This is a genomic window from Mesorhizobium sp. B3-1-8 (assembly GCF_006439495.1).
In the GTDB taxonomy this organism is placed as follows: domain Bacteria; phylum Pseudomonadota; class Alphaproteobacteria; order Rhizobiales; family Rhizobiaceae; genus Mesorhizobium.
In genome coordinates this window covers 56,374-80,031 of the sequence record NZ_VFTK01000020.1, presented here as the reverse complement: position 1 = coordinate 80,031, position 23,658 = coordinate 56,374, and the positions used below count along the sequence as shown (strand labels likewise).

The following is a 23,658-nucleotide window of genomic DNA, read 5'->3' as shown; positions in this document are numbered from 1 at the left end:
ATTCGCCGCGTCAATTTGGCGGTCGCCAGGGGCAGCAAGAAGCGCTCCTAAGGGTGACACGGTGTTTGGAGGAGCACTGGCTGTGATGGGAGGATCTGATCTCGGCGGCCGCACTGTGCTGGTCGTGGAGGACGAATATTACATCGCCCTCGAGGCGGCGCGCGCGTTGCGCTGCGCCGGCGCCGAGGTCATCGGGCCATGTCCATCCGATCGGGCCGCGAGGGCTGAACTCGAAGAGCGGCGCCCCCATGCGGTTCTACTCGATATCAACCTCGGGCCCGGGCCGTCATTCAGCCTGGCCGATTCCCTCAAGGATATCCGTATCCCGTTCGTTTTCATCACCGGCTACGATCAGGAGGTGATCCCCGACCGGTTCGACGACATCGAGCGGCTGCAGAAGCCGGTGCAGCTCCGGCAAATCGTCGGCGCCATTTCCAAGGCGCTGGGAGACGCTCAAACGCCAATAGCAGCCTGTTGCCGTTTTGCATGGCTGCCTAAGGTCGACAGCGGCTTTGGAGGGACGGCGACGGGTGCGCGCCTAGCGCTACCATGCGGGATTTACAAAGCGGGTTCGTGAGCGGCAACGCGGGGTGTCTGCCACTCTCATCGCCAGAGCTCTGACGAATGCAGCGGCGCCTGCATCGCAACCATGCCTGGATGGTGCGTTGGAGCTGATGATCGCCTGGCAGAGCGAATTTTTGTCGACAGGCGTCCTGGTGCTGTTGGCTATCTGGCTGAGAGCAAGCCAGTACATGCGCCACATGCGAAACGGGTACTGACAGCCGGGGCACCACCGTTCGCCGTGATCGCCTGTCTGCCTGATGACTACGGGCTTATCGACTGAGTGGAACATGCGGCTTGCTTCGCTGTTCGGCGCTATGGATGAATTTCGCTCGCATAGCATTCAATTGTACCTGGAAGACCTTCTCCGGACACGCATGCGCGCGGAGCGTCTGATGGATGAAACCGGCTCGGCCATTGCCCAGGCCCAAATTCTGCTGCAGCAATCCCGCGTGCTGCTGGACAGGATCGAGAGAGACAGAAGCCTTTATCCGCTCTGGCGAAATGCTCAAGGCGCCGGGAGAGGGGCTCGCAGGCGAAAATAGCGGCCGACCTTAAGTCTGGTCGCCAAGGAAAATCCTTGCGTCTTTTGCGGCGGCGACGAAGGCCTGGCGTGCCACGCGTGGAGGCTTTCCGTCCCGCAACACCGACAAACATGCCCTGATTGCATGATGTCGCGCGCTGGAGTCCGGTTGCGGCCAAGTATGCAGAAGGATGTCGGCCGCATCCAGCACAGTGACCACCACCCGATCACGATCGACCCTGCCGGGCTGCACGATAACCGGTTTGCGAAAACGTTTGATGCGTTCTGTGCGCATGATCGTTTTGCCGCTGACGATTTCGCACAAAAAGAAGCGCGTAATTGCCGCCGCAATCAACAACCTATGTTAACGCAGTGCCGTCATTCATGGGGCAATGTTGATTTGGCCTTTGTGCCCTCACCTAGGCTGGGCCCGGCCCCGCAATCCTGTGTCACGGACAACATCGCGGGCCGGGCTTTGCCGGGTCCTCCCGGATGAAACGCCGATCCTCGTAGCGGTCGAGCAATCCGGATTGGATCGGATCGGCAAGGCTGCGAGACTTCATGTAGACATGTGCCAGCGTGCTTGACCCGTCCGCGACAGGATCGATCTCGATCAGAATGCGAAAGTTCCCCGGTTTGCCGATTGACTCAATGCTATCGAGCTTCGCCAGAACGCATTCATCGACGATATAAAGCTCGCCGCTGACATGAAGGCCGCTCCCGGGCTCATTGAACATCATCGGGGCGAAGCGTGGCCCTGCGATCAGCATCGGATATCGCTGTTTGGTACGGCACGGGCCGATAAATCGCGCGCCCGACAGGCCTTCATCGTGGAGCGGAAAGCCTCTTTTCAAAGTGCCGAACACGAACACGTTCTCGGCCAATGGTCGGCTGGACATCTCAATCGACGGGCTTTGACCGGCGGCGAAGCCTGTCGCGTTGGTCGAGATGCACCCGTTGGTTTTCTCCAGCAAGTAGCGAAGGCGGCCCAACGGCCGCCGCCCGTTCTCGCAGGTACTCGCGTGACGCTGCTTTGTTCATAGTATCGATTCGCCATGGTTGCGGCGGCTCCGGACGGTTCCAGAGCCTCACAATCCGCCGCCGGATCGTCGGCGGCGGCAGTCCCTGAACTTAGAAGTCATGGCTATGTTCCGCGACGACCGCGGCGCAGTTCATTCCTTCACGTAGGCGCCGGACTGACGACCACTCCTCGGCGCCTTGGCGTCCTTGGAATGCTCCGCGACAGAGGGACCGGCCCCTGAACTCTTTTGCGTGGCCGGGCTGGGCGTGGTCTGGCGCGGCGGATTGCGGCCCTCCGACTGATGGGTCCTGTCCTCGACCTCGCCCTGTCGTCTGGTGAGACCCATGCCTTCGCGAGGCTTTTCATTCTCGGCAGCTTCCTGCGAAAATTGGTCGGCAGGATCCGGATCGCTATTAGCGGGATATTTTGTGGCGCCCGTCTCGCGGCGGTTCTGATTGTTCATGGCTGATCTCCATTTCTCATGGAGAAGTAACAATGGCGCGAAGGCGACGTTCCCGATCCAGCACGATACACGGCACCCACGTTTTGACCGGACGGAACAAACGTGCAGGCAATCAATTAGGCGCGGGCAGCGCTACGGGAGGTGCGAGCAGCGCTACGGGAGGTGCGAAAGGAGGCTCGTCATGGACGGGGAAGAACGCATCAGGCAACGCGCCCATGAAATCTGGGAGCGTGATGGTCGCCCCGAGGGCCGCCAGCAGGAACACTGGGATCAAGCCGTCCAGGAGATCGAGCCGGAAGGTTCGGAAGTCGAGCGCGGCCCGGTGGCGCCCGATCCCGCAGTTGGCGTCGTCTCCGACCCTGCCGCCAACAGGCCGGGCGGCTGAAGCACCTCGGCCTGCGGATGCGTCGTATCCTAATTGCACCTGGCATTCTGGTGATCGTTCTGGTCGCGCTATGGGTCTGGTTTGACCAAAACGGCGGACGCCCGCGCGGTGGCGCCCAGCAGCCATCGCCGCACGCTATCGACCAGAATGGCCGAGAGGATAGCTAAACTCACCGCGTCGCGGTGTCGCCGGGCTCATGCCGTCTGGCCTTGGCAGGCACCAGCCGGCCTGAGTTGGCGCGCAAACCTCTGAAGAACTCCTCCACATAGGGCAGCAGTTCGAACAGCACGATGACAATCATCACGGCGGCAATATATGTCACCGGCAGTTGCTGTTCTTTCCAGGTTAGATCGAGGCGAGCCTTTTCCGTTCCGGCGCCGAACAGAGCCAGGAATTGGTCCCAATGCAGCGCCACCACGATGACCAGACCCATCAGCGGGATCATTTCCAGGAAGCTGTGCACATGCTGCTCGATCGGGCTCACCGTGCGCGCGGTGGTCGCATAGCGAACGTCCCACAGCGCCGTCGCTTCGTGGACGAAGAAGGTGACGATCATCACGGCGATCACCAAGGCATTCACCTCCAGGAACATTGCCGCAAGCAGCGGGATTCCAACCTCGGCGAACATCAGCAAATGAATGAGCGATTCCTTCGCACCGGTCGTCGATTCGATGTGGGTGGCGCGATGGCAGAGCCAGTCGGCAAAGCCCGCAATCAGCCAGAACGGCAAGACGAAATACATTAGGATGAGCACCATCGGATCAGCTAGCACCGCGTGTCTCCCTATTCTCCACGTCGCGCTCGAGCTTTGCAGCCTCGCGATCGAGCACGTTCGGCTCGTTGCCGTATTTCAGCATCAGCGCCAACACCACCCCGCTTGGGATTCTCGCTCTTTCCGGAAGGTCGCGGACGTATTCGGCATTTCGACCCCGTTGTCGTCCCTGGGAGCTTCGCCGTGCGACGTCATAGTCATGGTTCCCGGCCGACCTCACGCCGAACCGCAGGCCGGCGGAATGGTTCCATGCCTGTCGGATCCCGATCGAAGCGCGCGCAGTGAACGGCTGGAACGGTTCACACGTCGCCGCGTTCTACCAATTGGGTTCCCTGCGATCTCGTGGATATACGCGCCGGGTATCGACCCGGCATGCCCCGCGACTGAGGTCTCACCACAATGAGAATATGAACTAAGGAGCTTCGTGTGCGAAACCTCAGGGGACTTCACCTCTTGATCGCGGAAGACGAGTGGCTGGTGGCCAGCGATCTGGCGACTTTCTTCGCTGACATGGGCGCTATCATCCTCGGACCGGCAGCGACAGTGGAGCAGGCCGGGCGACATGCAAAGGCGGCGGACGCAGCGATTCTGGATATCAATCTGCATGGCCGCCACGTTTTCCCGGTAGCGGATGAATTGATGCGGCGCAACGTGCCTTTCGTCTTCTTCAGCGGGTATGACGAGATCGCCATCCCCGAGCGTTTGCGTTTCGCGAGCAGCCTGAGCAAGTCGTCAAACCGTGCTGTCGTGGTCGATGCGCTGTTCCAGCCGGAGCCCTCTGCAGAGCCATTGACCTTCGCGCAGCCGGCGACCGCGGCGGAGGACGTCGTAGCGCTGCTCCCCAAACTCCGGCTCACCGCGCGTCTGCTGCTGGACGATGCCGGCGCTTCCGACCGCCTTGTCGAGCACACTTTGGAACAGGCGCTTGAAGATATCGACAAAAGGCCCGAAGGGTCGTCGATCGCCGACTGGCTGAACACCATCATGCGCAGGATGGCGCGGCTGCGCGGAGCTTGTCTGCTGCACTGATCTCAGACAGCCGAGCCGCCGGCGACCTGCGTTCGCCGGGCGACCAGCATTCTCAATGCGTCAGGCGGCTTCTGAGCCAGCCGAGAATCCGGTTGCCTTTTATGATCCGGCGGACCCGCGCGGCAGCCCAGCTGGCTTGCATCGTCGCGCCGGCATGGCAGCTGCACACGACGTCATGCAATTGCCAATCGGACAATTCGAAAAAGCGCTTCGCCTCGCCGTAGGTGTCGGACTGCAAGCCGGCCGCGCGCAGCAACGGATCATCGAACGCAACCGCGAGCGGCGATCCGTCCGCGCGCACGCGTTCGCGAACCTCGGGATCGACATATTCGGTGCCCGTTAGCGCGGACAGGCACCGAAGGGGATTGCGGTCCAGCAGTTCCGCCCACCGCTCGATCCGCTGCGTTCTCGTTGCAAGCGGAATCAATCCAAGCCGGTCGACGACTGCCACCGATTGAAGTTCATATGAGGTCTGATGCTTCATTGCTGTCTCCTGTGGTTTGAGGCCGATATCTGCACGGCGCGGCAGACCTGCCGGGCCGGAAGCCCGCGCCTGCGAGGGACAGGCGCGGGCCGATCAGGGGTGTTGCCCACCGATCCTCGACAAACGCCTGGCGTGGCGTCTGAAGCGAACCCGAACTGCCAGTCCTCCGCTATGTTCCAGCCATCCTCGCGGTGATGAGCCTGGGCCGGCAGCGAATGGAACTTCGTGCAGATTGCAGGGTTGAACATCTGACCAGTCGTTTGAACCGCTGAACCGCGGTGGCGCCATCACTGCATCGGAGCGGTTCTCAGCCAAGCTTGGAGGCTTGTTGGCGAATGGCCCGTTCCCATGGCCCATCGAACAACCACAATATCATCGTCATCGGGGCGTCGGCCGGCGGGATCGAGCCGCTGAAGCGGATTGTCAACGACCTGCCCGCCGATCTGCCGGCCGCCACGTTCGTCGTGGTGCATATCGGCCAGGTCAGCTACCTGCCGGAGATCCTAGACCGCGCGGGCACACTCGAAACGCAGCCGGCCAGGAACGGTGAAGAGTTCAGGACTGGCTGCATCTATGTGGCGCCACCCGGCTTCCACCTTCTCCTTCACGATGGCCATATGATGCTGCGGCGCGGCCCGCGCGAGAACCTTGCCCGGCCGGCCATCGACCCCTTGTTCCGCTCGGCGGCGCTGAGCTACGGTGCGAGTGTCATCGGGGTTCTGCTTTCGGGTTCGCTTTCCGACGGCACCGCCGGGTTAAGGGCCATCAAGTCCGTCGGCGGGCTGGCTGTCGTCCAGCACCCCAAGGACACGCTGGTGCCGGGGATGATTGAAAGCGCGCTGCGCTATGTCGACGTCGACCACTGCCTGCCCGCTGCCGAGCTCGGCCCTTTGCTGGCAAAGCTTGCGGTCGAGCCGCCCGGAGAATCCTTTCCTCCCCCGCCTGTGGTTAGATTGGAAGCGGCCATTGCCGCGCAGGAGCATTCGACGATGCAAGAAGCGGATCGACTTGGCGAATTGTCAGTGTTTACATGCCCGGAATGTCACGGGCCGTTGTGGGAGATCGAAGACGGTGACATGCTGCGCTATCGGTGTCATACCGGGCATGCCTTCACCACCGACGCGGTGATGGAGGTGCAGGCGGTGGAGGCCGACGATATCCTGTGGAGCCTGCTCCGCTCGCATCAGCAGCGGGCGGCGTTTGCCAAGCGAATGGCAGAGCGGGAGCGGGCGAAGCTCCGCTCCGAACTCGCCGCCGAAATGGGCAGGCGGGCGAAGGAATATGAGGCGGATGCCGCTGTGATCGAACGCATTCTCGAAAGCAGGCGGGTTCAGGTAAGGGGCAATGGCGAAGTCAGCGCGGAAGGCAAGTACTCACAAGGCAAGGGTTAGTTCGCCCGACGATGAAAAACAGCCGGCGTCCTTCCCGATTGTCGGCATCGGCGCATCGGCGGGTGGCATCGCGGCATTGCGGAGCTTTTTTCCCGAGGTGCCCGCCGACAGCGGCTTCGCCTACGTGGTCATCCAGCATCTCGACGCCGAGCACGAAAGTGCACTTGCCAGCATCCTCCAGCGCTCAACCGCGATCGCAACGCAAACAGTTGCCGAAAGCGTAGAGATCAAAGCCGATAACATCTATGTGATCCCGCCAGGTGTTTCGGTGAGGATTGAAGAGCGGCGCTTTCACTTGGTCAAGATCGCGGCCGAGCGCGACAAACGGGCGCCGATCGATGATTTCTTCACCTCCCTTGCGCAGGAGCAGGCCGAGAACGCCGCCGGAATCATTCTTTCCGGAACCGGCAGCGACGGCACCGTCGGCCTGAGGGCTATCAAGGAGCGCGGCGGACTGACCCTTGCGCAGGAGAGCGCCGAATATGACGGGATGATGCGCAGCGCCGTCCAGAGCGGCCTGGTCGACATGGTGCTTCCCGCGGAGGAGATGGCCGGCAAGCTGGTCAGCTATTTCACTCACGCGAGCCGCACCGAAACCGAGCGGGATCGACGCAAGCGCGAAGTGACCGAACAGCTTTCGCGCATCGTCGCCCTGCTTCGCTCGCGCACAGGCCATGATTTCAGCGGCTATAAGGACAACACCATTTTGCGGCGCATCCAGCGCCGCATGCAGGTGCTGCAGATCGACGATCCTACCGTCTTCTATGAGCGGCTACGCGAGGACCCGCAGCAGGTCGATCTTTTGTTCCAGGACCTGTTGATCGGCGTCACCAGCTTCTTCCGGGACCCGCAGGCTTTCGAAGCTCTCGAACGTGTGGTCATTCCCCGGCTGCTTGAGAGCCGCAAGCCTGGCGAGACGATCAGGGTATGGGTGCCGGGCTGCGCCACCGGCGAGGAAGCCTATTCGATCGCCATGCTCTTGAAGGAAAGCGCGCCGCGCGGCGCCGCCTCGCCCAACTTACAGATCTTCGCCACCGACATCGACGAGCGCGCGCTGGAAGTAGCGCGCGCCGGTCGCTACTCGGCGACGATCGCGCCGGACGTTGCGCCGAAGCGGCTGAAGGAGTTCTTCTTGCGCGAGGACGGTACGTACCGCATTTCCGCCGACTTGCGGGAGATCTGCCTTTTTTCGGCGCACAATCTCTTGCGAGATCCGCCCTTTTCGAAGCTCGACCTGATCGCGTGCCGCAACCTTTTGATCTATATGGGCCCGGAACTGCAGGAAAAGATCGTCCCGATCTTTCACTACGCATTGCGCAACAACGGCTATCTCCTTCTCGGTTCCTCGGAGAACGTCACGCGCCATCCACAGCTGTTCTCGACGGTAGATAAGACAAACCGCATCTTCCAAAGGCGCAACGGGGCCACCACACATCGGTTGCCGGAATTCCCGCTCGCTGCCGCGGCGAGATCGACGGATCCAAGTGCGCGCCGGCGGGCAACGACCGAAACCCTGCAGGAAATCGCGGAGCGTTTGCTCGTCGAGCGCTATTCGCCGGCATATGTGATCGTGAATGCCGCCGGCGAAATGATGCACAGCTCAGGCGGCACGGGCAAATATTTGGAGCTCGCTGCCGGCGCCCCCAGCCACAGCGTCTTTTCCATGGCGCGTCGCGGGTTGCGCATGGATCTGAGGGCCGCGCTCCACAAGGCCGTAAGCACCGGACAGGTGGCAGTCCAGAACAAGATCAGCATCGGCACCAATGGCGGGCGTCAGACGATCAGCCTGGCTGTACAGCCGCTGCCGGGCGATGGTTCTTCCGACCCCCTCTATATGCTGATCTTCCGGGATGTAGGCGGGATCAAGCCTGAAGCCGAGGACGAGGCCATCCACATAACCGACGATGTTGAAAGCGCCAATGTCAGCCAGCTCGAAAGGGAGCTGAGGGAAACCAAGGAGCGTCTGCAGATCACGACGGAGGAACTCGAATCCTCCAACGAGGAGCTGAAATCCTCGAACGAGGAGCTTTCCTCGATCAACGAGGAGTTGCAGTCGTCCAACGAGGAACTGGAGACCTCGAAAGAGGAGCTCCAGTCGATCAACGAGGAGTTGCACACCGTCAATGCCGAGCTCAGTCTGCGCGTCGACGAGCTCACCCGCGCCAACAACGATGTGGCGAACCTGCTCGAAAGCACGCAGATCGCCACCGTCTTCCTCGACCGCGACCTCTGCATCAAGAACTTCACACCGACCGCGCGCGACCTGTTCCGGCTGGTGGAAAGCGATGTCGGACGGCCGCTGGCGCATGTCCGTCCGCGCTTCCCGGCCGACGGCCTGCAGGCCGACATGGAACAGGTGCTGCAAAGGCTTGGCACGATCGAGCGGCAGATCGAGGGCATCGACAACGGCAAGAGCTATATCATGAGGGTGCTGCCCTACCGGACAGTCGACAACATCATAGCGGGCGTCGTCGTCACCTTCGTCGACATTACCCAGATCACGCAAGCCGAGAAAACGATCGGCGCACTCTCGCACGACCTGCGCAACCGCGTCGAAAGCCTCGGAACCCTGCTCGACCTCGTGCCGATCGGCATCTTCATCGCCGAGGATGACGCTGGCGTGCAGATCCGCGCCAACCGGCGCGCGGCGGAGCTGTTGGGTCGGCCCGCTGCCGGCACCAAGCTGATATCCGTGCCCGCAATCCTGCCGCTGACGCTCAATGGAACCAAGGTAGGCACCGACGACCAGCCACTGCTCAAGACAATGCGCACCGGCAGGGCAATTCCCGGCTATGAAGCGAGGGTCCAGCATGAAGACGGCACCGCAATCGACGTCATGATGTCGGCCAACCCGCTGTTCGACGAAAAGGGCAAGGTCCGCGGCGCCATCGCGGCGCTGGTCGACATATCCAGCCACAAGGAGGCCGAGCGCAGCCAGGAAAGGCTGCTGCACGAATTGCAGCACCGCGTGAAGAATATCCTCGCCACGATCACCGCGCTGACATCTCGCATGGTTCGCACATCCAGTTCGATGAGCGATTTTTCCACGTCCTTCCAGCAGCGGCTGCAGGCAATGGGTCGAACGCACGACGTGCTGTCTTCCTACAACTGGACAGATGCCGATCTCGAGCAGTTGCTGCGGGCAGTGCTGTCGCCTTACAGCAGCAAGCTGCGCCAGAATATCATCATCCTCGGAAGCCCTTTGCAGCTTGGCGCGAGCGCGGCCGCGACACTCGGCATGGTGTTCTTCGAGCTTGCCAGCAATGCCGCGAAATACGGGGCCCTATCGACAGAGGACGGTCGCGTCGAAGTAGCCTGGAACACCGACAAACCGGGCATTCTGTCGATCCGCTGGAGGGAAATCGACGGACCTGTCGTCGAAGAGCCGCCAAGGCGGAATTTCGGAACGAGCTTCATCCAGCAGAGTTTGGAGTACGAGCTGGGAGGGAAGGTCGATCTAAGGTTCGAACGCTCCGGACTTGAATGCGACATAGAAATTCCACTGGCGTCAGGCAAAGGTCGGTGACATTTGCCGCTGAGCGATGAGGAGTGGACACAACATGCTCTTGTCCGGCCTGAATGTCCTCGTGGTCGAGGACGTATTTATGCTTGCGGAGGATCTCACCGACCGGTTGACGCAAGCAGGATGCACAGTGATCGGCCCGGCACCTACGGTCAGACAGGCGCTTGCACATATCGATGGTGTTGCCCTGGACGGAGCCGTGCTGGATGTGAACCTTCGGGGGGAGCAAAGCTTTCCGCTGGCCGAGCATCTCACGCTCGGCCGTGTCCCTTTCATTTTCCTTACCGGCTATGACAGCGTCACCGTCTTTCCCGACCAGTTTCGCGACAAGCCCAAGCTGTCGAAGCCGGTCGATTACAACCTGTTGATTGAAGCGGTGTCGCGGTTCCGCAAGAGCGATGCGCCGGACTGAGAAAGCCTGGCCTACGACGTGGTGCGATCGCCTATCAACCGGCTCGCAAGTTCGACCAGGTGCCGGATCGGCGCAGGCTTCGGCAGAAAAGGCGCGCCATGGAAGACAGCGGACTGGAACGCCGGATCGTAGCCCGAATGGACGACGAAAGGCACACCCGCTTCCTTGAGGCGAGCGGCGGCGGTACCCCGTTGGCCGTCGAGCAATTGGATGTCGATGATGGCCAGATCGGGGCGGTTGTCGTCCAGCCATGTCGCGGCTGCCCGTTCCGAGGCCACGCACGCCACCTCGAAGCCGAGCGCCCTTAAGCCATCCGCCACGTCGCAAGCGATCAAATATTCGTCTTCAATGATCAGTGCCAAGGGCGCTTGCATAACCATCTCCTCAGACACGCTTACCTCCTCCTGGCACACGGCTTGATGTACTCCGCCGGCCAGGGAAGCGCACAATGTTTCGCCCGCAAACGGCTGCGCGGCTGCCGATAGGATTCGGGCCGGCTTGGTCCAAGCCTGCGTCCTCGCCCCGGCTAAGTTGGATCACGTCGAGGTCTGACAAGGCCGCGCGGGCCTCGAACAGTCGAAGGAATTGCGACCTCAGCCCATCGCCCCTTGCGGCGGCAATCGCGTGCAAGGGCATAAAGAGATTTATAGTCCGATCCTTCACAGACTTGCCTCCATCACAACGCCGCGGCCGCCTTTCCCGCTTTGCCTCATCGATAGCGATGGACAAGATTACATCGCCGTCGCCGCCCCGAACCGCCCAGCCCTCCCGCCGAGGTTCGGCAGCCGGATCGTCGAGCAGATCGATCGCCGAGCGCAGCGCTTCATCATGTACAGCTTCGGCGTTGGGCAATTCCACCCCATCAAGCCGCCTCAAACTGCCACCCTCGCGATATTCGAATGTATAGAGATCCTGGCCCACGTCGATTGGCCTCTCGTCGGCGGGCCGGACGGCATCCACGGTGCCGTCCTGGCTACCTTGCGCAGATCGGCCGCCGAATGCCGCGCACTGAACCATCAACTCTTTGGCGCGATCGACAAGCGCGGCATCGCCAGGCAAGCGGTCGGAGACAACCATGGTGACAGCGATGTTTTCCCCGTCCTCGCCGAGAAATTCGACCGTCACGTGTCCAGTACCGGCATGTATCGCTGTGTCGAGAACTTGCATTCCTGCCTCTTCGTCTCCGCGTTGGGGATACAAAGCTCCCCTGCTCCCGAAAGTTCCGCCCCAGTTCAAGAATCGACTTAGATAGCCGCGCCTGACATCCCCAAAGCGCTCGCGATGAACTCGAAGGCGGCTCCCTGATCGATATCCATCCTAAAGGCCCGGTTGGAACAGCGGGGCCGGAAGCAGGTTTGGAAACAAAGGAGGCGCCGAATGTCACCCAACCAACGCACACCCGCCGAGGCCCGCGGCGAAATCCAGGCCGGCAGGACGCAGGACAAGACCCCAGGGTTCGACCCTGCGGCGGCGCCGCAGGAGACGGATGCCGAGGCCGGCGATGTCCCGACTTCCGCCAAGCCGGCCGGGCCGCGCAAACCGAGCTTCACCAACCAGACAAGCTTTGCCAACGCGATGCGGCCGCCAGAGAACGCGCCCGGCCTGCAACCGCGCAGGAATGGCCCGGTGCTGGTGATCGTGGCGCTGGTTGTACTGGCCGCGGTTGTGTTTCTGCTCGCCGCGGTCTTCCGCCAGGTATGAAAGGAACATCATTCCCCGTTCCAAGTTGGATGGCGCAAGGAGGTAATTGCGATGCCGCGCTTGAGACGTTTGTTTCGTCATCTGTGGCGCTGGAAAGCACAGCCAACAACACACCCCTCTCCAGTCGACGCCATTGTGCGGGTGCTGCGCGAAGCCGAAAAGCAGCGCGGATCCCGACGTTCGGGGTGACAGAGCCCCCGCCGGCTAGTGTCTCCGGGATCGAGCCGGAGTCACTTCTCGTCAAAGATATGCTCGTGGATGATACCGAGGATCTGCAGCTTGACCGTTTCCCGCGCTTCGGGCTTCACGAAGGGCATCAGCAGATCGACCGTTTCCTCCACCCGCCGCGGCAGGTCGGCGCTCGGATCGCTCAGATAGCTTCCATGAGCATATAGGTTCTCGGTCAGCTTTTTGCTCAGGTCGGAAAAGAGTCCCATGCCATTGCTCCTTGCTGATCCAACAGCCTGAGCGCCCACGCGGTTCCCTCGGCCGACCGCATAGCAATCGGCCGCGCGCAAATCCTCCTTGCCCGAAATCCTACCCGCCCGAGGAACATTCGGTCCAACCGGATGTTCGGCCGAACCACTCAGGAGGATCGAATGGGAAACAGGAAACTGGCGGTCGTCACCGGCGCCTCGAGCGGCATCGGCAAGGCGCTCGCGAAACTCTGCGCCAAGGACGGCTACGATCTAGCCATTGTCGCCGATGAGCCGGCCATCGAGCAGGCCGCCGAGGCGCTCCAGTCGCATGGCGTCTCGGTCGACGCAGTGGAGGCCGACCTTGCAAGCGAGGACGGCGCCGACAAATTGATCGCCAAGATCGGCGATCGCGACATCGATCTTCTCTTCCTCAATGCAGGGCGCGGCCTGGGCCGCGGCTTTGTCGACCAGGACTGGAGCGAGGCACGCCGCGTCATCGACACCAACATCACCGGCACCGTCTATCTCGCCCATAAGCTCGGCCGCAAAATGGTGGAGCGCGGCCGCGGCCGGATCCTGTTCACCGGCTCGATTGCCGGCTTCATGCCGGGTACGTTCCAGGCGGTCTACAACGGCACCAAGGCTTTCATCGATTCCTTTGCCATCGCGATGCGCCACGAGCTGAAAGACAGCGGCGTGAGCGTGACCGTGCTGATGCCGGGGGCCACGCAGACGCGCTTCTTCGAGCGTGCCGATATGATGGACACCGAGGTCGGAACGCAGGAGAAGGACAACCCCGCGGATGTGGCGAAAGACGGCTACGATGCCTTGATGGCAGGCGAAGAACAGGTCGTCAGCGGCTGGAAGAACAAGATGCAGGTCGCCGCCGCCCATGTCACGCCGGTCGGCGCGCTGGCCGAACAGCACCGCGAGATGGCCGAGCCGGGTTCGGCGAAAGAGGGCTGAAAATGATCCGGGGACATTCCCGCTCAGCGTCAGTTCCGCCGCATCGCTAGGACCCACAATTCATAGGAACAATCCCAATGAAAGCCCTGACATGGCATGGCAAAGGCGACATTCGTTGCGATCAGGTCGCCGATCCGGCGATCGAGAACGACCGCGATATCATCATCAAGGTCACCTGCTGCGCCATATGCGGTTCGGACCTGCATCTGATGGACGGCTACATGCCGACGATGAAATCGGGCGACGTGCTGGGCCACGAGACCATGGGCGAAGTGGTGGAGGTCGGCCGCGCCCCTACGAAGTTCAAGAAGGGCGATCGCGTCGTCGTGCCCTTCAACATCTCGTGCGGAGAATGCTGGTTCTGTCAGAACGGCCTGTTCTCGCTCTGCGACCGGTCGAACCCCAACGCCGAGCAGGCTGCCAAGGTCATGGGCCAGTCGCCCGCGGGCCTGTTCGGCTATTCGCATCTGGTCGGCGGCTACTGGGGAGGACAGGCCGAGTATCTGCGCGTTCCCTTCGCCGATGTCGGCCCCATCAAGGTGCCCGACGGCATCGATGACGAGCAGGTGCTGTTCCTCTCCGATATCTTTCCGACCGGCTACATGGCGGCCGAGAATGCCGGCATCCAGGAAGGCGACACTGTCGCCATTTGGGGTTGTGGACCGGTCGGCCAGTTTGCCATCCAGAGCGCGTGGATGCTCGGCGCCGGCCGCGTCATCGCCATCGACAAGGTGCCGGAACGGCTTGCCATGGCGCGCGACTACGGCAAGGCGGAAACGCTCGATTTCAGCAATTCCGATATTTACGATGCCCTGATGGCCATGACCGGCGGGCGCGGGCCCGACAGTTGCATCGACTGCGTCGGCACCGAGGCCGATGCCACCGCAACGACCGATTCCATGCTCGATAAGGCCAAGGCCACCGTCTATCTCGGCACCGACCGGCCGCATGTGCTGCGCGAGGTGATCTATTGCTGCCGCAAGGGCGGCACCATCTCGGTGCCCGGTGTCTATATCGGCCTGGTCGATCACATTCCCTTCGGTGCGGCGATGAACAAGGGGCTGACATTCCGCATGGGCCAGACCCACACCCAGCGCTATCTCGAGCCGCTCCTTCAAAAGGTCGAGAGCGGCGAGATCGACCCGTCCTTCGTCATCACCCACCGCGCCGGCCTCGAAGACGGACCCGGCCTCTACAAGACATTCCGCGACAAGCAGGACGGCTGCATCAAAGTGGTGATGCGCCCGCACGGCTGATAGCGCCGATAGCGAATGATAGGCTTTGCAGATCTCTGACTGAACCAGGAAGGTTCGAAATGGCTCAAGCGAAAGATACGTCCAAGCCTCCAGTGAAGTCGCCCGACCGCGGAGGTCTTCCACATCCGCGTCGCGATGCGCAGGGCAGCGATGCAGGCGCGAAGCCGATCGCTCCGAAGACCGCAGGCGCCCCGGAGCCATCGTCCTCGCCGCTCGATAACCGTGTTGCCAGCCGCAATGCCGGCCGGCGCCGCGAGGCCGGGCCGACACCCAGGCCGACGGACAAGCCGCTCGATTGAGCGGGACGAACAAATGCGGCAGCCTGACCGCCTGTCGCGGCGCCGTTGCAGGGTCTCCTCTCCCTTCAACGGCGCCATGACACTATCCTTGGCCGTCAGCTCTTCCGGCTGCGCTCGACGAATTTGTTGAAGCGGCTCGTTCCGCCGCCAGCTTCATCCTGATGCAGGAAGGCGAGATCGTTCTCGTCGAAGATGCGGAAGAATTCGTCCCATTCGATCGGTTCGAGCGTGTCTTCGGGCTCGCCGAAATCGATGCGCAGAATGCCGCCCTTGCCTTTCGTGCGAACGACAGCCGGCTGGCCATTCCGTTCTTCTACCCACTTCCGGATTTCGTCGTGGTTGGTGGTCGTCTTGGCCTCGGACATGGACTTTCCTTTCTGCAGCGGGGACCGATGAGCGGTCCTAACAGCAGCCAACAGGCAATGTTCCAGATGGTGGAACGGTTCTCTGACAAAGCTGCGGCACCTCCTGAGACGGGAACTTTGTTGAAGCAGGGAACAAACCTTTTGCCGCGCAGTTCGGGGCGCCGAAGCCAAATCCGCAAGGGAGTCATCGTGAAACGTGTATTGGTTACGGGAGGTTGCGGCTTCATCGGCCGCCACGTCGCCCAGGAACTCACCGACCATGGCTATCAGGTGCGCCTGCTCGACGCGCTTGTCGATCAGGTGCACGGCGCCGAAGCCATCAACCTCCCTACGGGGGCCGAACTGATCAAGGGGGACGTGCGCGACCGCGACGCTGTCGCTGAGGCGGTTTCAGACGTCGATGCCGTGATCCATCTGGCGGCCGAGGTTGGCGTCGGCCAGTCCATGTACGAGATCGCCCGCTATGTCGGCACGAACGATCTCGGCACGGCGGTGCTGCTCGAGGCACTCATCAAGAAGCCGGTCGAACGGATCGTCGTGGCGTCCTCCATGAGCATCTATGGTGAAGGCCTCTATCAGACTCCGGACGGCGAGCGGATCGACAATGCGCGCCGCAAGCCAGCCGATATAAGGGAGGGCCGCTGGGATTTGCTGTCGGCGACCGGCCAAACACTGTCGCCTCTTCCGACGGACGAGGAGAAGCGGCCCGATCTCGCCTCGATCTACGCGCTGACCAAGTATGCGCAGGAACGCGCGGTGCTGATCTTCGGCCAGGCCTACGGCGTCGATGCCGTTGCACTGCGCCTGTTCAACGTGTTCGGCGCCGGACAGGCGCTTGCCAATCCCTACACCGGCGTTCTCGCCAACTTCGCCTCGCGCCTTGCCAACGGCAAGCGGCCGACGATCTTCGAGGACGGCGAGCAGAAGCGCGATTTCGTTCATGTGCGCGATGTCGCCACCGCGTTCCGGCTGGCGCTGGAGCAGCGCCAGGCCGCCGGCCATGCCATCAACATCGGCAGCGGCCACGCCTATTCGATCAGGGACGTGGCCCGTCTTCTTGCCAAGGCTATGGGCATCCCAAAGCGGCCGCCCGAAATCCTCACCAAGGCGCGCTCCGGCGATATCCGCAACTGCTTCGCCGACATCGCCAAGGCCCGCGAACTGCTGGGCTTTGAGCCGAAGCGTCGGCTGGAAGATTCGCTCGGCGAATTCGCGGCATGGGTCCGCAACAGCGTCGTTATCGACCGGGGCGCGGACATGCGGCGCGAGCTGGAAGAGCGGGGATTGGTCTCATGACCCAGAGCCACCGCCATCCGCGCAAGGCACCGATAGCCGTCATTGGCGGCAGCGGCTTCATCGGCTCCAACCTGGCCGACAGCCTGCTATCCGATGGCGAGGCCGTGCTTGTCGTCGACAATCTCAGCCGCCCGGGCGTCGAGCAGAATCTCGACTGGCTGGCGCAAAAGCACGGCGACCGACTGAGCGCCGAAACAGTCGACATACGCGATGCCAGCGCACTGGCGGCGGCGCTGGCGCCGGCAAAGGCGATCTTTCACCTCGCCGCCCAGACCGCCGTGACGACCAGCCTGGTCGATCCCGCGCAGGATTTCGACATCAACCTCAAAGGCACGTTCAACGTGCTGGAGACCGCTCGCAGCACCGGCGTCCCGGTAGTCTTCGCCAGCACCAACAAGGTCTATGGCAGCCTGCCCCAGATCGCGGTGCGGCAAGCCGACGATCACTGCGAGCCGCTTGACGAGAAGGTGCGTGCGAGCGGGGTCGATGAGAAGGTGGGCCTTGATTTCTGCACGCCCTATGGCTGCTCGAAGGGCGCAGCCGATCAGTATGTGCTCGACTATTCCAAATCCTACGGACTCCCGACAGCGGTGCTGCGCATGAGCTGCATCTACGGGCCGCGCCAGTTTGGCACCGAGGATCAGGGCTGGGTCGCGCATTTTCTACTCAGCGTCTTGTCCGGCCGGCCGATTACCGTTTACGGCGACGGCAGGCAGGTGCGCGACATCCTGCATGTGTCCGATGCCGTAGCCGCCTATCGCGGCGTGTTGGCCAGGATTGAGGATCTCAAGGGCCAGGCGTTCAACCTGGGCGGCGGCCCGAGCAATGCGGTCAGCCTGCGCGTGCTGCTGGCGGAGATAGTCGAGATGACGGGCAGCGACGTCGCGCTTCGCCACGACCGCGAGCGCGTTGGCGACCAACCATTCTTCGTCGCCGACACGCGCAAGCTGCAAGCCGCGATCGGCTGGCAGGCGCGTGTCCCATGGCGCGAAGGCGTCTGCGATCTCGCCAGCTGGCTGGTGCGACATCGGCTCCAGTCGCGCCCGGAAGCCACGAGGTACGTCGCATGAAAGTCGCCTTGGTCAATCCGTTCTGGACGTATGAGCACAGCATCTATTTCGGCTGCCGGCAGCCGCATCTGCCGCTGGAGCTCGGCTATTCGAAGGCAATGCTGGAAGCGGATGGTCACGACGTCCTGATGCTGGACGGGCAATTGCAGGTCCTCGACAACGCGGCGCTGGCAGAGCAGGTGGCGTCATTCGCGCCGGCCATGACCGTGGTCACCACCGCGCCGACCTATCTGTTCTGGCGCTGCGCGCCGCCTGAACTGCGCGTGCCGGGGGAATTCCTCAGCCATCTCGCCGGACGCGGCGGACGAACCGTGGCGGTCGGACCGCATGGCTCGGCGACGCCTGCACCGACCCTACGCAAGCTCGGCGTCGATGTCGTCGTGCGCGGTGAATGTGAGGACGTCGTGACGGAGCTTGCACGGCAGAGCGACTGGAGCAAGATTGCGCATACGGCCCGGCTCCAAAACGACCTTCCAGTGTGCAATGGCGGCGTGCATGCCAGCCCGTTCGTCGATCATGCTGCGCTCGCCTGGCCGTCCGACTGGATCGCCGCGCATGGCCACCACCACCACAGGTTCGATGCCCATCAGAAGGGCGCCGGCGCCGAGGTGGAAGCGTCGCGCGGCTGCCCCTATAATTGCAGCTTCTGCGCCAAGATCGATTTCCGCGATGCATATCGGCGCAGGAAGCACGACGCCGTCATGGCCGAGATCGACGGTTTGATCACTCAAGGGGTCGGCTATATCTATTTCATCGACGAGATCTTCCTGCCGCAGAAGGCGCTGCTGGAGGCCTTGGTCGAACGCGACGTCCAGTTCGGCGTCCAGACACGTATCGACCTCTGGAAGCCGGAACTGCTCGAACTGCTTGGCGCGGCCGGCTGCGTCTCGATCGAGGCCGGTCTTGAAAGCCTGACCGTCGAAGGCCGCGCGATGCTCGCCAAGCGCTGTCGGCTCGACACAGAGGATCTGGCTGCGCTTCTGGTTGACGCCCGCCGTCATGTGCCTTTCGTCCAGGCCAATCTGATTGGCGTGGTCGAGGACGACCCGACGCTGGTGGACTATTGGCGCAAGCACCTCATCGATCACGGCGTCTGGGCGAACGAGCCCGTGCCGCTCTATCCCTATCCGAGCTCTCCCAGCTACCGCGAATTGTGGGGCGAACCCGACGACCTCGCCTGGGAGCGCGCCCATGAGCACTACCTCGCCTCCTTCCGATCCTTCAGCGACATCCAGGACCAGCGGCCGCATGCGCTGGCTGAGTTGGAGTCCTCATGCTGCAATCACTGACCCATCGTCCGCGGCGCATCCTTATGACGACCGACGCCGTCGGCGGAGTCTGGCGCTATTCGCTCGATCTGGCGCGAGAGCTGGTGGCCAGCGGCGACAGCATCGTGCTTGCCGGGCTGGGACCCGAGCCTTCCCCCGAACAGGCTCGGGAAGCGCGGTCCATCGCCGCGCTGGTTTGGCTGAAATGCCCGCCGGACTGGATGACGCGCGACACGAAAGATCTCGACCGGTTGCCTGGCGAATTGCAGGAGCTTGCGTCGGACTATGCAATCAATCTCGTACACCTCAATGCGCCGGCGCAGGCAGCCGGTCTCGAGCTGACTTGTCCGATCGTCGCGGTATCCCATTCCTGCGTGGTCACATGGCTGCATGCAGTTCGGGCGCAAATGCCCGAGGGCGATTGGGCGTGGCAACGAGAGCGCAACCGCGCCGGATTCGACCGCGCCGAAGCCATTGTCGCGCCGAGCCGAAGCCATGCCGCCATGCTCGGAGCTTGCTACGGTCCGATCGCGGGCTTGAGCGTCGTCCACAATGGTGCGCTCCCCGGCCCGGCAAGCGCGCATCGTGAGTCCTTCGTTCTCGCTGCCGCCCGCTGGTGGGATGAGGGTAAAAACGGATTGGCGCTCGATGCCGCGGCTGCCTTGTGTGGCCCTCCCGTTTTCGCCGCAGGCGAAACTGAAGGTCCGGATGGACAGCGCCTGTTCTTCGATCATTGCATCTCGCTTGGCTCGATCAGCCATTGCGAGGTTCGGCAATTGATGGCGCGGGCCAGCATGTTTGTCTCGCCGTCCATCTACGAGCCTTTCGGGCTGGCCGCCCTGGAGGCAGCCTCTGCGGGCACCCCCTTGGTGTTGGCGGACATCGCGACCTACCGCGAGATCTGGGACGGAGCAGCGACGTTCTTCGACGCGCGCGATCCCCACGCGCTTGCCGGCTGCATCGCCAGGCTCTCGCGTGACGAAAGCTTGCGACGCCAGTTCGGTCAGCGCGCCGCCCGACGGGCGCGCAAATTCTCGCTCAGCGCCCAGACGGCGCGGATGCGAGAGGTCTACGATCGGGCGGCGACGGCCATGGCAGGGCTTTGACCATGCGTTTCGTGTTCTACACCCATTCCGCAGTTTCCGACTGGAATCACGGCAACGCGCATTTCCAGCGCGGCATCATGCGCGAGCTCGTCGCGCGCGGACATGAGGCGGTCGCGCTGGAACCCGCCGACGGCTGGAGCCGATCGAATCTGCTTGCCGAGCAAGGCCCTTTCGCTGTCGAGCGCTTCCGCAAGGATTTCCCGGAGCTGATGGCGCTGAGCTATGGCCCCGGCTTCGCGCACGAAGCCTGGCTCGCTGGCGCGGATGTCGTGATCGTCCACGAATGGACGGACAAGGATCTTGTCGCGCGCATCGGACAGGCGCGAGCCTATGGCAATTTCACGCTCCTGTTCCACGACACCCACCACCGCGCCGTATCGGCGACGCAGGCGATAGCGGCACTTCAGCTCGAGCACTATGACGGGGTGCTGGTCTTCGGCGAGGTGCTGCGCGAGAGCTATCTTCGCGCCGGCTGGGGCAAACGGGTCTTCACCTGGCATGAGGCGGCGGACGACCGGCTGTTCAAGCCGTGCCCGGATGTCGATCCCGTCTCCGACCTCGTCTGGATTGGCAATTGGGGCGACGACGAACGCAGCGCCGAGATTGCCGAGTTCCTGATCGAGCCGGCGAGCGCTCTCGCGCTGTCGGGAACCGTGCACGGCGTGCGCTATCCGACCGATGCCCGAGCCGCGCTTGCCGAGGCAGGGCTGCGCTATGATGGCTGGATTGCCAATGCCGACGTGCCGAAGAGCTTCGCCCGGCATCGCGTCACTATGCACATCCCCCGCCGACCTTATCGGGAGAGCCTGCCCGGCATTCCGACCATACGCATGTTCGAGGCGATGGCCTGCGGCATTCCGCTGGTCTCGGCGCCATGGTCGGATGTCGAAGGACTGTTCCGTGCCGGCAAGGATTTCCTCTTCGCCCGGAACGGCGCCGAGATGCGAGGTCACCTTCGCGACGTGCTGAACGACAGCCAGCGTGCGGAGGCGCTGGCGGCGTCCGGCCGGGAAACCATCCTTGCGCACCACACATGCCGGCACCGCGTCGACGAGTTGTTCGACATTCTCGCCGCATGCGGCAATCGCGAGGTCGCGGAAATCAAACCTGCAAGGGAGGCCGTCGCATGAAGATCGCCTTTTACGGATCGAGCCTTCTGTCGTCCTACTGGAACGGCGCGGCCACCTATTATCGAGGCTTGCTCAAGGCGTTGTCGAAGCGCGGCTATGACATCGTCTTCTATGAGCCCGATGTCTACGATCGCCAGAAGCATCGCGATATCAAGGCGCCGGACTGGTGCAGCGTCGTCGTCTACGAGCCGACAGCGCATGCGCTGATGCAGGTCGCCTCGTGCGCCGCGCAGGCAGACGTCGTGGTCAAGGCAAGCGGCGTCGGCTTCGAGGACGAGGCGCTACTGCATGCGGTTCTCGACAACGCTCGCCCGGATGCGCTGACCGTGTTCTGGGACGTCGACGCGCCGGCGACCCTAAGCGAGTTGCGCAATCATGCCGAACACCCCCTGCATGAGACGTTGAAGAGGATTGGCCTTGTTCTGACCTATGGCGGCGGCGATCCCGTGGTTTGGGATTATCGCGCGCTCGGCGCCGCGGAATGCGTGCCGATCTACAACGCGCTCGATCCCGAGACACATCATCCGGTCGCCGCAAATCCGGGCTTTGCCTGTGACCTCGCTTTCCTCGGCAATCGGCTGCCCGACCGCGAGGCGCGCGTCGACGCCTTCTTCTTCGACCCGGCCCGTGTGCTTGGCAGCCAACGCTTCCTGCTCGGTGGATCCGGCTGGGGCGACAAGCCCTTGCCGGCGAACGTTTCGTGGCTCGGCCATGTCGGTACGCGCGATCACAACGCCTTCAACGTTACGCCGAAGGCGGTGCTCAACATCAGCCGCGACAGCATGGCGGCCAACGGGTTTTCGCCCGCGACACGCGTCTTCGAAGCGGCGGGCGCGGGTGCATGCCTAATCACTGATGCCTGGCTCGGCGTCGAGTTGTTCCTGACCCCCGGCGAAGAGATCCTGGTCGCGCGGGACGGTGCCGACGTCGCCGAGATCGTGCGCACGCTGACGCCGACACGGGCGAAGGCGATCGGCGCCGCAGCGCTGCGGCGCGTTCTGGCCGAGCATACCTACACGTTGAGAGCCCGGCTGGTGGACGACATCTTCAAGGCGCATTTCGAGCGCCGGGCAATGGAGGCCGCGGAATGACGAAACCGCTCGACATCGTTTTCCTCGGACTTTCGTTATCCTCATCCTGGGGCAACGGCCACGCGACGACTTTCCGGGGGCTGCTGCGCGCGCTCGACGAGCTCGGCCATCGCGTCACCTTCCTCGAACGCGACGTGCCCTGGTACGCGCATCACCGGGACCTGCGCGACCCCGATTTCTGCGACTTGCGCTACTACCAGACGGTCTCCGAGCTGCGCCGCAATCACCGGCAGGAGTTGCAGCGGGCCGACGCGGTGGTGATAGGCTCCTTCGTGCCGGAAGGCAGGGTCATCATCGACGACCTCGCTTCGCTGTGCACTGGACAGTTCTGCTTTTACGACATCGACACGCCAGTGACGCTGGCGCGGGTTGCCGAGGACGATTGCGATTACCTTGCCCGCAGGCAGATCCCCTATTTCGACGTCTACTTCTCCTTCACCGGCGGACCGACGTTGCAGCGCCTCAGATCGGAGTTCGGCGCCCTCCGAACGGAGCCGCTCTACTGCTCGGTCGATCCAAAGCGACACCATCGCACCGGAGACGCGATCGAATGGGATCTCGGCTATCTTGGAACCTACAGCGCCGACCGGCAGCTCGCCCTCGAAACGCTGCTGCTGGAGCCGGCGCGGTGCCTGCCGGACCGCCGCTTCGTCGTCGCCGGCTCACAATATCCATTCGACCTCGCCTGGCCGGACAACGTCCAGCGGATCGAGCACCTGCCGCCCGCCGAACATGCCGCCTTCTACAGCCGCCAGCGTTACACGCTGAACCTTACGCGGGCGTCAATGATCGCGGCAGGATGGTCGCCCAGCGTGCGGCTCTTCGAGGCCGCCGCCTGCGGCACCCCGATCATCAGCGACCGCTGGCCCGGTCTCGATAGCTTCTTCCCGGAATTGACGATCGAGACCGCAGCCAGTGCCGGCGACGTGCAGGAAATCCTCACAGCGAAATCGGAGCGGGCCAGACTCGATATGGCCCGTTCGGCACGCGAGGCGGTGCTTGCAAGCCACACCGGCGGCGCTCGGGCGCGTGAATTCGTTCTGAGTTTGACTCAGTCAGTCCATACGCGCGCGGCGATCGATCTGAGCGTGGAAAGTGCAGCATGAATAGCAGACAGGAGACTTTGC

Annotated in this window: 27 protein-coding genes; 18 read left to right on the top strand and 9 right to left on the bottom strand. The window is 62.9% G+C overall.

The window, feature by feature from the left end; translation table 11 throughout:
• Positions 1 to 115: 115 nt before the first annotated feature.
• Both FJ424_RS19500 and FJ424_RS19495 read left to right on the top strand, forming a co-directional pair.
• Positions 116 to 577 carry a hypothetical protein gene (locus FJ424_RS19500; protein WP_181182046.1) on the top strand — a complete coding sequence of 154 codons (462 nt, stop codon included), beginning with the start codon at positions 116 to 118 and terminating at the stop codon, positions 575 to 577.
• A 274-nt stretch (positions 578 to 851) separates the two neighbouring features.
• Complete coding sequence (locus FJ424_RS19495) at positions 852 to 1,106, top strand: hypothetical protein (RefSeq protein WP_140654187.1); 255 nt, start codon at positions 852 to 854, stop codon at positions 1,104 to 1,106.
• A gap of 9 nt (positions 1,107 to 1,115) precedes the next feature.
• Here the strand turns inward: FJ424_RS19495 and FJ424_RS19490 are convergent, their stop codons facing one another.
• The 3 genes from FJ424_RS19490 to FJ424_RS19480 all read right to left on the bottom strand — a co-directional run bounded on the left by FJ424_RS19490 (position 1,116) and on the right by FJ424_RS19480 (position 2,568).
• Entirely contained in the window at positions 1,116 to 1,442 is a 327-nt protein-coding gene (locus FJ424_RS19490) for a DUF982 domain-containing protein (protein ID WP_226892161.1), read from the bottom strand.
• Positions 1,443 to 1,533: 91 nt separating this feature from the next.
• Entirely contained in the window at positions 1,534 to 2,076 is a 543-nt protein-coding gene (locus FJ424_RS19485; protein ID WP_246677301.1) for a gamma-glutamylcyclotransferase family protein, read from the bottom strand.
• Positions 2,077 to 2,256: 180 nt separating this feature from the next.
• Complete coding sequence (locus tag FJ424_RS19480) at positions 2,257 to 2,568, bottom strand: hypothetical protein (protein WP_140654189.1); 312 nt, start codon at positions 2,566 to 2,568, stop codon at positions 2,257 to 2,259.
• A 181-nt stretch (positions 2,569 to 2,749) separates the two neighbouring features.
• On the opposite strand from FJ424_RS19480, the gene FJ424_RS19475 reads away from it, so the two are divergent.
• Positions 2,750 to 2,953 (top strand): DUF2934 domain-containing protein, encoded by a 204-nt coding sequence (locus tag FJ424_RS19475; RefSeq protein WP_140654191.1) that lies wholly within the window; start codon positions 2,750 to 2,752, stop codon positions 2,951 to 2,953.
• Between the two features lie 169 nt (positions 2,954 to 3,122).
• Here FJ424_RS19475 and FJ424_RS19470 read toward each other — a convergent pair whose 3' ends face one another.
• Positions 3,123 to 3,725, bottom strand: a complete 603-nt coding sequence (locus FJ424_RS19470) for a diguanylate cyclase (protein ID WP_140654193.1) — start codon at positions 3,723 to 3,725, stop codon at positions 3,123 to 3,125.
• Positions 3,726 to 4,178: 453 nt separating this feature from the next.
• Between FJ424_RS19470 and FJ424_RS19465 the strand changes: the two genes are divergently transcribed.
• On the top strand, positions 4,179 to 4,754 hold the full coding sequence (locus tag FJ424_RS19465) for a response regulator (RefSeq protein WP_226892159.1): 576 nt from the start codon (positions 4,179 to 4,181) through the stop codon (positions 4,752 to 4,754).
• A gap of 52 nt (positions 4,755 to 4,806) precedes the next feature.
• Here the strand turns inward: FJ424_RS19465 and FJ424_RS19460 are convergent, their stop codons facing one another.
• A complete protein-coding gene (locus tag FJ424_RS19460) occupies positions 4,807 to 5,238 on the bottom strand; it encodes a hypothetical protein (RefSeq protein ID WP_140646342.1) in 432 nt (143 codons plus the stop codon).
• A gap of 335 nt (positions 5,239 to 5,573) precedes the next feature.
• Here FJ424_RS19460 and FJ424_RS19455 point away from each other — a divergent pair, with 335 nt between their 5' ends.
• Genes FJ424_RS19455 through FJ424_RS19445 form a run of 3 tightly spaced genes read left to right on the top strand, consistent with a single transcriptional unit; the run spans position 5,574 to position 10,564 of the window.
• Positions 5,574 to 6,629: a chemotaxis protein CheB gene (locus tag FJ424_RS19455; RefSeq protein ID WP_140654195.1), complete on the top strand. Its 1,056-nt coding sequence runs from the start codon at positions 5,574 to 5,576 to the stop codon at positions 6,627 to 6,629.
• Positions 6,583 to 10,155, top strand: coding sequence for a CheR family methyltransferase (locus FJ424_RS19450; protein WP_140654197.1), 3,573 nt, complete (start codon positions 6,583 to 6,585; stop codon positions 10,153 to 10,155). Before FJ424_RS19455 ends, FJ424_RS19450 begins: the two co-directional genes overlap by 47 nt.
• Before the next feature lie 34 nt (positions 10,156 to 10,189).
• Positions 10,190 to 10,564: a response regulator gene (locus tag FJ424_RS19445; RefSeq protein ID WP_140654198.1), complete on the top strand. Its 375-nt coding sequence runs from the start codon at positions 10,190 to 10,192 to the stop codon at positions 10,562 to 10,564.
• Between the two features lie 11 nt (positions 10,565 to 10,575).
• Here FJ424_RS19445 and FJ424_RS19440 read toward each other — a convergent pair whose 3' ends face one another.
• Both FJ424_RS19440 and FJ424_RS33650 read right to left on the bottom strand, forming a co-directional pair.
• Positions 10,576 to 10,956, bottom strand: a complete 381-nt coding sequence (locus FJ424_RS19440; RefSeq protein WP_140654200.1) for a response regulator — start codon at positions 10,954 to 10,956, stop codon at positions 10,576 to 10,578.
• On the bottom strand, positions 10,949 to 11,731 hold the full coding sequence (locus tag FJ424_RS33650; RefSeq protein ID WP_181182047.1) for a hypothetical protein: 783 nt from the start codon (positions 11,729 to 11,731) through the stop codon (positions 10,949 to 10,951). Before FJ424_RS33650 ends, FJ424_RS19440 begins: the two co-directional genes overlap by 8 nt.
• 210 nt (positions 11,732 to 11,941) lie before the next feature.
• Here FJ424_RS33650 and FJ424_RS19430 point away from each other — a divergent pair, with 210 nt between their 5' ends.
• The gene (locus tag FJ424_RS19430; RefSeq protein WP_140654202.1) at positions 11,942 to 12,265 is read left to right on the top strand and encodes a hypothetical protein; all 324 of its coding nucleotides are present in this window, start codon (positions 11,942 to 11,944) and stop codon (positions 12,263 to 12,265) included.
• A 230-nt stretch (positions 12,266 to 12,495) separates the two neighbouring features.
• On the opposite strand, the gene FJ424_RS19425 is transcribed toward FJ424_RS19430, so the two are convergent.
• Positions 12,496 to 12,702: a hypothetical protein gene (locus FJ424_RS19425; RefSeq protein WP_140646352.1), complete on the bottom strand. Its 207-nt coding sequence runs from the start codon at positions 12,700 to 12,702 to the stop codon at positions 12,496 to 12,498.
• A gap of 162 nt (positions 12,703 to 12,864) precedes the next feature.
• On the opposite strand from FJ424_RS19425, the gene FJ424_RS19420 reads away from it, so the two are divergent.
• From FJ424_RS19420 to FJ424_RS19410, 3 genes are all read left to right on the top strand, one after another.
• A complete protein-coding gene (locus tag FJ424_RS19420) occupies positions 12,865 to 13,650 on the top strand; it encodes an SDR family NAD(P)-dependent oxidoreductase (protein WP_140654204.1) in 786 nt (261 codons plus the stop codon).
• 77 nt (positions 13,651 to 13,727) lie between these two features.
• Positions 13,728 to 14,906, top strand: coding sequence for a zinc-dependent alcohol dehydrogenase (locus tag FJ424_RS19415; protein ID WP_140654206.1), 1,179 nt, complete (start codon positions 13,728 to 13,730; stop codon positions 14,904 to 14,906).
• Positions 14,907 to 14,965: 59 nt separating this feature from the next.
• Positions 14,966 to 15,205, top strand: coding sequence for a hypothetical protein (locus tag FJ424_RS19410; protein WP_140654208.1), 240 nt, complete (start codon positions 14,966 to 14,968; stop codon positions 15,203 to 15,205).
• A gap of 95 nt (positions 15,206 to 15,300) precedes the next feature.
• On the opposite strand, the gene FJ424_RS19405 is transcribed toward FJ424_RS19410, so the two are convergent.
• Positions 15,301 to 15,570, bottom strand: a complete 270-nt coding sequence (locus FJ424_RS19405; protein ID WP_140646358.1) for a hypothetical protein — start codon at positions 15,568 to 15,570, stop codon at positions 15,301 to 15,303.
• 189 nt (positions 15,571 to 15,759) lie between these two features.
• Between FJ424_RS19405 and FJ424_RS19400 the strand changes: the two genes are divergently transcribed.
• From FJ424_RS19400 to FJ424_RS19370, 7 genes are read left to right on the top strand one after another with little or no spacing between them, the layout of a single operon-like run.
• Positions 15,760 to 16,866 (top strand): SDR family NAD(P)-dependent oxidoreductase, encoded by a 1,107-nt coding sequence (locus FJ424_RS19400; RefSeq protein WP_140654210.1) that lies wholly within the window; start codon positions 15,760 to 15,762, stop codon positions 16,864 to 16,866.
• A complete protein-coding gene (locus FJ424_RS19395; RefSeq protein WP_140654212.1) occupies positions 16,863 to 17,936 on the top strand; it encodes an NAD-dependent epimerase/dehydratase family protein in 1,074 nt (357 codons plus the stop codon). Before FJ424_RS19400 ends, FJ424_RS19395 begins: the two co-directional genes overlap by 4 nt.
• Entirely contained in the window at positions 17,933 to 19,225 is a 1,293-nt protein-coding gene (locus FJ424_RS19390; protein ID WP_140646363.1) for a TIGR04295 family B12-binding domain-containing radical SAM protein, read from the top strand. Before FJ424_RS19395 ends, FJ424_RS19390 begins: the two co-directional genes overlap by 4 nt.
• Positions 19,210 to 20,310, top strand: a complete 1,101-nt coding sequence (locus tag FJ424_RS19385) for a glycosyltransferase family 4 protein (protein WP_140654214.1) — start codon at positions 19,210 to 19,212, stop codon at positions 20,308 to 20,310. Before FJ424_RS19390 ends, FJ424_RS19385 begins: the two co-directional genes overlap by 16 nt.
• 2 nt (positions 20,311 to 20,312) lie before the next feature.
• Positions 20,313 to 21,440, top strand: coding sequence for a glycosyltransferase (locus tag FJ424_RS19380; protein ID WP_140654216.1), 1,128 nt, complete (start codon positions 20,313 to 20,315; stop codon positions 21,438 to 21,440).
• Positions 21,437 to 22,531 (top strand): glycosyltransferase, encoded by a 1,095-nt coding sequence (locus tag FJ424_RS19375; protein ID WP_140654218.1) that lies wholly within the window; start codon positions 21,437 to 21,439, stop codon positions 22,529 to 22,531. The genes FJ424_RS19380 and FJ424_RS19375 overlap by 4 nt, the downstream gene beginning before the upstream one ends.
• The gene (locus FJ424_RS19370; protein ID WP_140654220.1) at positions 22,528 to 23,637 is read left to right on the top strand and encodes a glycosyltransferase; all 1,110 of its coding nucleotides are present in this window, start codon (positions 22,528 to 22,530) and stop codon (positions 23,635 to 23,637) included. Before FJ424_RS19375 ends, FJ424_RS19370 begins: the two co-directional genes overlap by 4 nt.
• The last annotated feature ends 21 nt before the right edge of the window (positions 23,638 to 23,658 follow it).

What these genes read in the sequence shown, in the direction of transcription:
- FJ424_RS19385 (WP_140654214.1), top strand. Translation starts at nt 19,210, where the DNA reads ATGCTGCAATCACTGACCCATCGTCCGCGGCGCATCCTTATGACGACC.
- FJ424_RS19420 (WP_140654204.1), top strand. Translation starts at nt 12,865, where the DNA reads ATGGGAAACAGGAAACTGGCGGTCGTCACCGGCGCCTCGAGCGGCATC.
- FJ424_RS19425 (WP_140646352.1), bottom strand. Translation starts at nt 12,702, where the DNA reads ATGGGACTCTTTTCCGACCTGAGCAAAAAGCTGACCGAGAACCTATAT.
- FJ424_RS19495 (WP_140654187.1), top strand. Translation starts at nt 852, where the DNA reads ATGCGGCTTGCTTCGCTGTTCGGCGCTATGGATGAATTTCGCTCGCAT.
- FJ424_RS19430 (WP_140654202.1), top strand. Translation starts at nt 11,942, where the DNA reads ATGTCACCCAACCAACGCACACCCGCCGAGGCCCGCGGCGAAATCCAG.
- FJ424_RS19405 (WP_140646358.1), bottom strand. Translation starts at nt 15,570, where the DNA reads ATGTCCGAGGCCAAGACGACCACCAACCACGACGAAATCCGGAAGTGG.
- FJ424_RS19445 (WP_140654198.1), top strand. Translation starts at nt 10,190, where the DNA reads ATGCTCTTGTCCGGCCTGAATGTCCTCGTGGTCGAGGACGTATTTATG.
- FJ424_RS19455 (WP_140654195.1), top strand. Translation starts at nt 5,574, where the DNA reads ATGGCCCGTTCCCATGGCCCATCGAACAACCACAATATCATCGTCATC.
- FJ424_RS19480 (WP_140654189.1), bottom strand. Translation starts at nt 2,568, where the DNA reads ATGAACAATCAGAACCGCCGCGAGACGGGCGCCACAAAATATCCCGCT.
- FJ424_RS19475 (WP_140654191.1), top strand. Translation starts at nt 2,750, where the DNA reads ATGGACGGGGAAGAACGCATCAGGCAACGCGCCCATGAAATCTGGGAG.
- FJ424_RS19370 (WP_140654220.1), top strand. Translation starts at nt 22,528, where the DNA reads ATGACGAAACCGCTCGACATCGTTTTCCTCGGACTTTCGTTATCCTCA.
- FJ424_RS19395 (WP_140654212.1), top strand. Translation starts at nt 16,863, where the DNA reads ATGACCCAGAGCCACCGCCATCCGCGCAAGGCACCGATAGCCGTCATT.
- FJ424_RS33650 (WP_181182047.1), bottom strand. Translation starts at nt 11,731, where the DNA reads ATGCAAGTTCTCGACACAGCGATACATGCCGGTACTGGACACGTGACG.
- FJ424_RS19460 (WP_140646342.1), bottom strand. Translation starts at nt 5,238, where the DNA reads ATGAAGCATCAGACCTCATATGAACTTCAATCGGTGGCAGTCGTCGAC.
- FJ424_RS19380 (WP_140654216.1), top strand. Translation starts at nt 20,313, where the DNA reads ATGCGTTTCGTGTTCTACACCCATTCCGCAGTTTCCGACTGGAATCAC.
- FJ424_RS19410 (WP_140654208.1), top strand. Translation starts at nt 14,966, where the DNA reads ATGGCTCAAGCGAAAGATACGTCCAAGCCTCCAGTGAAGTCGCCCGAC.
- FJ424_RS19415 (WP_140654206.1), top strand. Translation starts at nt 13,728, where the DNA reads ATGAAAGCCCTGACATGGCATGGCAAAGGCGACATTCGTTGCGATCAG.
- FJ424_RS19390 (WP_140646363.1), top strand. Translation starts at nt 17,933, where the DNA reads ATGAAAGTCGCCTTGGTCAATCCGTTCTGGACGTATGAGCACAGCATC.
- FJ424_RS19450 (WP_140654197.1), top strand. Translation starts at nt 6,583, where the DNA reads ATGGCGAAGTCAGCGCGGAAGGCAAGTACTCACAAGGCAAGGGTTAGT.
- FJ424_RS19375 (WP_140654218.1), top strand. Translation starts at nt 21,437, where the DNA reads ATGAAGATCGCCTTTTACGGATCGAGCCTTCTGTCGTCCTACTGGAAC.